The 7,987-nt window shown below is 68.6% G+C and carries 6 protein-coding genes; 5 read left to right on the top strand and 1 reads right to left on the bottom strand.

Annotation, left to right across the window (positions count from 1 at the left end; genetic code table 11):
• The first annotated feature begins 125 nt into the window (after positions 1-125).
• From ACE3TE_RS07445 to ACE3TE_RS07425, 5 genes are all read left to right on the top strand, one after another.
• Complete coding sequence (locus ACE3TE_RS07445) at positions 126-722, top strand: RNA polymerase sigma factor (RefSeq protein ID WP_374603648.1); 597 nt, start codon at positions 126-128, stop codon at positions 720-722.
• Positions 709-1,164 (top strand): hypothetical protein, encoded by a 456-nt coding sequence (locus tag ACE3TE_RS07440; protein ID WP_374603646.1) that lies wholly within the window; start codon positions 709-711, stop codon positions 1,162-1,164. The genes ACE3TE_RS07445 and ACE3TE_RS07440 overlap by 14 nt, the downstream gene beginning before the upstream one ends.
• Before the next feature lie 33 nt (positions 1,165-1,197).
• On the top strand, positions 1,198-2,103 hold the full coding sequence (locus tag ACE3TE_RS07435) for a DUF4097 domain-containing protein (RefSeq protein WP_374603644.1): 906 nt from the start codon (positions 1,198-1,200) through the stop codon (positions 2,101-2,103).
• 224 nt (positions 2,104-2,327) lie between these two features.
• Positions 2,328-5,012 (top strand): TonB-dependent receptor plug domain-containing protein, encoded by a 2,685-nt coding sequence (locus ACE3TE_RS07430; protein WP_374603642.1) that lies wholly within the window; start codon positions 2,328-2,330, stop codon positions 5,010-5,012.
• Between the two features lie 97 nt (positions 5,013-5,109).
• Entirely contained in the window at positions 5,110-6,696 is a 1,587-nt protein-coding gene (locus ACE3TE_RS07425; protein WP_374603640.1) for a sulfotransferase, read from the top strand.
• Between the two features lie 4 nt (positions 6,697-6,700).
• On the opposite strand, the gene ACE3TE_RS07420 is transcribed toward ACE3TE_RS07425, so the two are convergent.
• Complete coding sequence (locus tag ACE3TE_RS07420) at positions 6,701-7,987, bottom strand: aspartyl/asparaginyl beta-hydroxylase domain-containing protein (RefSeq protein ID WP_374603638.1); 1,287 nt, start codon at positions 7,985-7,987, stop codon at positions 6,701-6,703.

The following is a 7,987-nucleotide window of genomic DNA, read 5'->3' as shown; positions in this document are numbered from 1 at the left end:
CTTCAGGCGCGAATCTTTTGACTTGGCCTAAGGCCAAGAAGAAATTCGCGCCTGAAGGCGCTCCTACAGGATGACGGTTGCACCGCCGCTTAAACCCTGGCCGCCGGCCCGGCATCCCAGTGGGTATGCTCAGCCCTGCCGTGGCCATCCAGACCGCCGACGCCCTCCGCGTGCCCGACCGGGACGAGGACCATGCCCTGGTCCGCGCCGCGGGCGCTGGCGACGTGGCGGCCTTCGAGCAGCTCTACCGCCGGCACCACCGCCGCATCTTCGCGCTGCTGCGCCGCCTTTGCGGCCACGAATCACGCGCCGAGGACCTGCTGCAGGACGCCTTCGTGAAAGCCTGGCAGGCCTTGCCGGCCTTCCGCTTCGAAAGTGCCTTCGCCACCTGGCTGCACCGGCTGGCGGTGAACACCGCGCTGATGGAGCTGCGCAGCCGCCGCGGCGGCGAGGACCGGGAAACCGACGACTCCGCGCTGGAGTGGCAGGGCACGCCCGACAGCGCCGGCCAGCGCACGGCGCTGGGCCTGGACCTCGAGCGCGCCGTCGCCACCCTGCCGCCGCGGGCACGCGCCGTGCTGGTGCTGCACGACGTCGAAGGCTGGAAACACGAGGAGATCGCCGGCGAACTCGGCATGGCGGTCGGCAGTTCAAAAGCCCAACTTCATCGCGCGCGCCAGCTGCTGCGAACGCGCCTGGGAGGACACCATGACGGACAATGAGCTTCGCTGGCAGCTGCGCCAGCTGCCCCGGGAAATGGAGCCCGGGCGGGACCTGTGGCCGGGCATCGCCGCCCGCCTGCAGCCGCCGGCGTCTCCGCGACGTTGGCCCTGGCTGGCCGGTCTCGCGCTGGCGGCCTGCCTGTGCCTGGCGGTGGGCCTGGCCTTGACGCTGCGACCCGCGACGCCCGCCGCAGACCCGGTGGCCGACCTGGTCCGGCGCGAGGCGGCCGCGATGACGCTCGAATACGAAGCCGCCCTGCGCGAGCTGCAATCCGCGCCGGTGCCCGAGCCCCTGCAGCCGGCCCTGGCCACCCTCGACGCCAGCGCCGGCGAGATCCGCGCGGCGATGGCCGAACAGCCCGGTTCGCTCCACCTGCTCGACCAGCTCAAGCGCACCTATTCCCGCCGCCTGGCCCTGACCCAGCGCGCCGCCCTGGGCTGACCCGCCCGGACACATATAAATAAGGAGTACGCCATGTTGCCCCGCCTGACCTGCCTTGCCGGTTCGCTGCTGCTGGCCTTGCCCGCGCTGGCGGCGACGCCGATCGACCAGACCCGGCCCCTGTCGGCCGACGGCAGCGTACGCGTCGAAAACCTCAAGGGCGAGGTGGTCGTGCGCACCTGGGACCGCCCGGAAGTGCGGGTCACCGGCAGCCTGGGCGAGGGCGTGGAAAAGCTCGATATCGGACCGGGCGGCGACAGCCTGTCCATCAGCGTGAAGTACCCCCGCAGCGGCGGCTGGTTCGGCGGCGGCGAACGGTCCGAGCCCAGCCGGATCGAGGTGCGCATGCCGGCCGGTGCCTCGCTGGACGTGGACGTGGTCAGCGCCGACGTTGACGTGGAGGGGCTGGCGGGGCGTCGCCTGGCGGTGGACAGCGTCAGCGGCGGCGTGCGCGTGCGCGCCAGCCGTCCCGGCGAGGCCCGCTTCGACCTGGTCAGCGGTGACTTGCAGGGCGAGCTCGACAGCCCCGACATCGCCGTCGACACCGTCAGCGGCGACGTCCGTCTGTCGGGACGCGGTGGCGGCGAGCTTGGCGTGGACACCGTTTCCGGCGACGCCAGCCTCGTCTTCGACAGCCTCCGGCGCGTGGTGATGGACAGCGTCTCGGGCGACCTGGCGCTGCAGGCCGCGCTGGCGCCGGGCGGACGCATCGGCGCAGACACGGTCAGCGGCGGCGTACGGCTGCGGCTGCCCGCGGACAGCTCGGCCCGGCTGTCGGTGGAGACCTTCAGCGGCGGCATCTCCAGCCCGGTCGGGGAGGTCAAAACCGAGAAATACGGCCCCGGCAAGTCCCTGGAGGCGCGGGTGGGCGGGGGCGACGGGGATGTCCGGCTGGTCACATTCTCGGGTGACGTACGGATCGAACTTGACGACAACTAACTGATTTTATTTGGGATATTGGGCCCGGGGCGGTCGGCCACCCCGGGCTTTCCGCTGCCCGGGCCGGGGATTTGCCTATACAGGGCCTTAACCCTGTTTGCGGACCGTAAAGATTACGTTATGCTCCGGGAGCCAAGGCGTCCTTCAATGACGAAAGTCGCCTTTAGGCTTTTTGAGTCCCGAACTCTAGAGTCACCATCACTCTGACGTTGGAGAGAGAGTAAATGTCTAATTTCAATCAGCTGTCCGGCGCGATCCGTTTCGCGCTCCTCGCCGGCGCCGCTTCGACCTTCGCGGCGGTTCCCGCCTTCGCGCAGGACTCCGAAGAGGACACCGCCACCCTCGAAACCATCGAGGTCACTGGTTCCCGAATCAAGCGCGCCGACCTCGAGGGTGCCCTTCCGGTCACCGTGATCGACCGCGCCCAGATCGACGCTTCCGGTGAAGTCTCGGTTGCCGACTACCTGCGCAACACGACCTTCAACAGCTTCGGCTCGATCCGTCCGCAGTCGGGCAGCTCGGCCCAGGCCAACGCCGGCGTCAGCCTGCGTGGTCTCGGTTCCGGCCGCACCCTGCTGCTGATCGACGGCCGTCGCGCCCCGGTCGCCGCGGCCACCGGCAACTTCCAGGACATCAACACGATTCCGCTGGCGGCTGTCGAGCGCATCGAAATCCTGTCCGACGGCGCCTCGGCCATCTACGGCTCCGACGCGATCGGCGGCGTGATCAACATCATCACCCGCAAGGACTTCAACGGCGCCGAGTTCTCCTACGGCCGCGGCATGCCGTCGCGCGCTGGTGGTGACACCGAAAGCGCCTCGATCATCTTCGGCGCCTCGAGCGACCGCGCCCGCGTGCTGGCCGGCGTCTCGATGAACGACCGCGACATCGTCTGGCAGCGCGACCGCGAGTGGTCCAGCGGCGGCGCGTCCTCGTTCTCGAACGAGCTGTACTTCGCCAACGCGGCCCCGGGCACCCTGTACGGCTTCCGCGCCGGCTCGATCATCGCCCACCCGACCAACGGCGCCGCCGTCCCGGGCTTCGACTGCACCACGAACGGCTTCTTCGAAACCGGTTCGGGTTCCAGCAGCCGCTGCCTGTACGACTTCACCTTCGTCGCTGCCGACGAAGCGCAGGTCAAGAACCTGTCGACCTTCATCCGCGCTGATTACCAGATCAACGACAACTGGTCGACCTACATGAACGCCACGGTGACGCGCATCACCTCGTTCGGTCGTTACGCCCCGGTGCCGAGCAGCCCGTGGCCGGGTGGCAGCATCTTCATCCCGGCGGACTCCCCGAACCACCCGGCGAACATGTACCCGGCCGACCCGTACTACGCCACCCTGGCTGGCCAGCCGGTGTTCCTGCGTCACCGCTTCGGTGCGCTGGGCAACCGCGACAACCAGGTCAACGCCAACACCTACGACTTCATGGCCGGTTTCCAGGGCCGTATCGGTGCGGTCGACATCGACGTCGGCGCCCGTTACACCGAGAACAAGGCGATCAACCTGGGTCGCGGCTACGTCGTCGCCAGCCTGGCTGCCCCGCTGATCGCGGACGGCACCTACGACATCAGCAACCCGTTCGGCGTGACCACCGACATCGCCAACTCGATGATCACCACGACCGCGCGCGAGTCCACCACCATCCAGACCGAAGTCTACGGCATCGCCAGCTTCGACCTGTTCCAGATGGCCGGTGGCACCGCCTCGATGGCGATCGGTGCCGAGTACCGCGAGGAAGACTGGTCCGACGTGTACGACTCCCTGTCGTCCGCCGGTTCCGTGTCCGGCTCGTCCGGCAACTCGGCCTTCGGCCTGCGTGACGTGAAGGCTGTCTACTTCGAAGCCCTGTTCCCGCTGATCGACACCCTCGAGCTGAACGTCGCCGGTCGTTTCGACGAATACAGCGACTACGGCAGCGACTTCGCCCCGAAGGTGGCCCTGCGCTGGCAGCCGCTCGACACGCTGACCCTGCGTGCGTCCTACGGCCAGGGCTTCCGCGCCCCGACCCTGGACATCGTCGGCCAGCAGCCGGCCTTCGGTGCCGACGGCATCGCCGATCCGCAGACCTGTATCGCTTTCGGTCTCGGCCCGGCCTGCTCGACCCAGGTCACCTCCTACACGATCGCCAACCCGAACGTGACCTCGGAGCAGTCCAAGCAGTTCTCCATCGGCGCGGCGTGGGATGCGACCGACTGGCTGAACCTGACCCTGGACTACTACGACATCCAGATCGACGACCAGCTGGCCTTCTTCGACACGGCTGACCTCGTTGACTGCATCAGCGGCGCCTCGACGGTCTGCCCGACCGGCGTCAGCGTCCTGCCGGCCAACCAGGTCCCGCCGGTCCCGTCCCTGGGCCTCGGCGTTGCCCGTGACCCGGTCACCGGTGCCATCCTGTACTCGCAGATTGGTTACGCGAACCTCGGCACCATCGAGACCAGCGGCATGGACTTCAACGTCCGCACCAACTTCGACCTGGGCGGCTGGGGCGAAATGCGCAACCACCTGCAGGTTGCGTACGTGAACGACTACGACGTCAATGGCGCCGGTGATGTCACCGGTACCGTGGGCGCCCCGGAGTTCCGCGCCACCCTGATGAACCAGTGGACCTTCGGCGACTTCGCGGTCACCTGGAACATCAACCACATCGACGGCACCGAGTCGTCGCAGGCTTCGCTGCCGGATTACGGCTACGCGATGACCCTGCCGTCGTGGACCACCCACGACGTCCAGCTGACCTGGAACGCCCCGTGGAATGGTCGCCTGTCGCTCGGCGTGAACAACATCGCCGACAAGGATCCGGTCCTGGATCCGCTCGACAGCAGCGGTCGTGGCTTCAACTTCGACCTGTACGATGCGTACGGTCGCGTGACCTACGTCAACTACACCCAGACGTTCTAAGTCCGGGCCAGTTGATGGCTGCAAGACTGGGGGCCCCGAAAGGGGCCCCCTTTTTTTCGCCTATAATCGCGGTCTTTAAGCGAGGCGAGCGCCACCGATGTCCCAGCCAATCCGGATCGACGAGGCTGCGTTCCGCAAGCACAGCCGGCGGGCCGAAACCTACCTCGCCCAGGGCCTGCGCCATGACGCGCTGGCCAGCCTGGCGGCCGCCGCACAGGCCAACCCCGACGACATACCGACGCGGCTGAAGATGGTGGACCTGCACCTGGCCGCCGGCCGGCACAACCCGGGCCGTGATGAAGCCCTGCGTGCGACCTCCGGTTTCGTCTCCAGCCCGCGCGTGGCGCTGGACCTGGTCGAGCGCCTGTTCGCCGTCGGTGAAAACCGACTGGTGGTGGAAATCGCCCGGCAGCTCCAGCCCGGCATGTGGGACTCCGCGAAGTCCCTGGCCGAAATGGCGCGGCACCTCACCCTGCTCGGTGCGCACGACGCCGCCGACGTCTTCGCAACCGCCGCCGTGCGCAAGGACGGCGCGAACCCGCCGGCGCTGTTCATGCTGGCCACCATGGACGTGTTCTACGGCCGCATGGAGGCCGCGGCCGAGCACTGCGACCGCTGCCTGGCGATCCTGCCCACGGACCCCAACAGCAACTGGCTGATGTCGAGGCTGCGCCTGCCCGACGCGGGGCCGCGCATCGACCGGATCAAGTCGGCCCTGGCTGCTTCGCCGCCGGCCGATGACCAGGTGTGGCTGTGGTACGCGCTGCACAACGAGCTGCACGAGCTGCGCGACTACGAAGGCTCCTGGCAGGCGCTGTCGAAGGGCTGCGCAACCAAGCGCGCGCTGCTGGGCTACGACCCTGCGAAGGAAGCCCGCGTCTACGACGCGCTGCGCGGCTGGACCGCCGATGAAATCACCCGCCAGGACGGCCACGTCGACCCGGCGCTGGCGCCGGTGTTCGTGATCGGCCTGCACCGCTCCGGCACGACCCTGGCCGAACGCATCCTCAGCGGCCATCCGGCGGTGAAGGGTGCCGGTGAAACCTACGAGCTGACCACGGCCCTGCGCCGCGCCAGCGGCCGGCACTTCCGCGGCGTCAACAGCCTGGAGGTCATCCAGGAGCGCGCGGGACTCGACTACGCCGGCATCGGCCGCAACTACCTCGAGGGCATGCGCTGGCGCGCCGGCGGCAAGCACCTGGTCACCGACAAGCTTCCGTCTAACTACCTCAACCTCGGCTTCATCGCGCGGGCGCTGCCGCAGGCGCGGTTCGTCCACCTGCGGCGCAATGCCATCGACGTGGGCCTGTCCAACCTGCGCACGCTGTTCAACGAGGCCTGCCCGTACTCCTACGACCAGCTCGACTTCGCCGAGCACCACGGCCACTACCGCGCGCTGATGGCGCACTGGCACGAGCTGCTGCCCGGTCGCATCCTGGACCTCGACTACGACGACCTGGTCGGTGACCCGGAACAGTCGGCCCGCAAGCTCGCCGCCTTCTGCGGCCTGGAACACGACCCGGCGATGGTGCGCATCGAGGAGCGCAAGGACGCCGTGGCGACGGCGTCGAGCGTGATGATGCGCGAAGGCATCCGCAAGGACCGCGGTGGCCTCTGGCAGGCCTACGCCCAGTGGCTGGGGCCGATGATCGAACGCCTGTCGGGAATCCCCGGCTACTCCTGAACCCTCAGTCCAGGATGTGCTGCCGTTCGGGGTAGAAGTCGGCGTAGGCCTCCGTCACGGCGGTCACCATGGCGCGTTCCTTCTCGTCCAGGAACGGATTCCAGACGTCGAAGATCAGCACCACGCGCGCCTCCTGGCTGCGGTTCCAGGCTTCGTGTTCGATGGTGTCGTCGAACACCAGCAGTTCCCCGGGCTGCCAGCACCGCGTGTCATTGCCGACGCGGATGCCGCAATCGTCCGGGATCACCAGCGGCAGGTGGGCGATGACCCGCGTATTGGTGGCGCCATGGTGGGGCGGAATGTGGGTGCCCGGGCGCAGCCGCGAGAAGAAGGCTGTCGGGCCGCGGTCGCGCACCTTGACCAGCGGCAGCGCGTCGAGAGATTCCGCGGTGACCGGGCAGGCCTCGCAGTTGCGCGCCACCCGCTCGCCCTGGTTGTAGAGGAAATACACACCCCAGTCCGGGTTGTTGTTGATGGTGCGCCAGGCATCGCTGTCGGGCACTTCGCCGGCGGCCTTCTGCACGTAGGGGATGAAGCCCTGTTCACCCTGGGCCATCAGCGCGCGGACCTCGGCGGCGATGGCCTCGGTCCTGGCTTCGAGTTCGGCCGCCCACGGGAAATGTTCGCGGCCGAAGAACGTGAGCGCCGGCAGCTTCGGGAAGTACATGAAGCCGGGCTTGGGCAGCTGCGGCTTGGCCCGGCCCATCAGGATTTCGAAACACTCGTCGAAGCGGGAGCCGCCGGCCGGGCCGCCCGGCGCGCTCGCCAGCGCCGTACGCAAGGCCTTCTCCAGCGCATCCTTTTCCTTGCGCAGCGCGGCGTCCGCACGAGCCAGCTGCTCCTGCAGCGCCGGCGGCAGGCGCGGGATCTTCGCGGCCTGGTCGAGTGCGAACCGGAAATGCCGGTTGGCGTCGCGGTCACGGCCGGCATCCTGAAGCGCCATGCCGAGGTCCAGCCGGACCGGAAGAAAGTCCGGGTCCAGTTCCAGCGCGGCTTCCCAGGCGGCGAGCGCCGCATCGCGTTCGCGTAGCTGCAGCAGGATGCGGGCGCGGTTGGCTTCGACCACGGCGGCGCGCGGCTGGCCGGCGCAGGCCTGCTCGATGTAGCGGCGCGCGTCGGCAAGCCGGCCCGCGGCGAAGCTGTGCATGGCGAGGAAGTGCGCGGACTGCGCATGCGCGGGCGCCTGCGCCAGCACTTCGCGGTAAAGGCGGGCAGCCGCGTCGTTCTGTCCGGCCTGGGCAAGGCGCTCCGCCTCGGCGGCCATCGACTGGATCTGCACCGGGTTGTTCAT

Origin of the sequence: Arenimonas sp., assembly GCF_041919775.1 — a bacterium.
Lineage (GTDB): Bacteria > Pseudomonadota > Gammaproteobacteria > Xanthomonadales > Xanthomonadaceae > Arenimonas.
Note: the sequence above shows the minus strand (reverse complement) of the source record. Positions and strands in the feature narration are given on the sequence as shown.

Coding starts and splice junctions, on each gene's coding strand:
- ACE3TE_RS07445 (WP_374603648.1), top strand. CDS start 126: ATGCTCAGCCCTGCCGTGGCCATCCAGACCGCCGACGCCCTCCGCGTG.
- ACE3TE_RS07440 (WP_374603646.1), top strand. CDS start 709: ATGACGGACAATGAGCTTCGCTGGCAGCTGCGCCAGCTGCCCCGGGAA.
- ACE3TE_RS07435 (WP_374603644.1), top strand. CDS start 1,198: ATGTTGCCCCGCCTGACCTGCCTTGCCGGTTCGCTGCTGCTGGCCTTG.
- ACE3TE_RS07430 (WP_374603642.1), top strand. CDS start 2,328: ATGTCTAATTTCAATCAGCTGTCCGGCGCGATCCGTTTCGCGCTCCTC.
- ACE3TE_RS07425 (WP_374603640.1), top strand. CDS start 5,110: ATGTCCCAGCCAATCCGGATCGACGAGGCTGCGTTCCGCAAGCACAGC.
- ACE3TE_RS07420 (WP_374603638.1), bottom strand. CDS start 7,987: ATGAACAACCCGGTGCAGATCCAGTCGATGGCCGCCGAGGCGGAGCGC.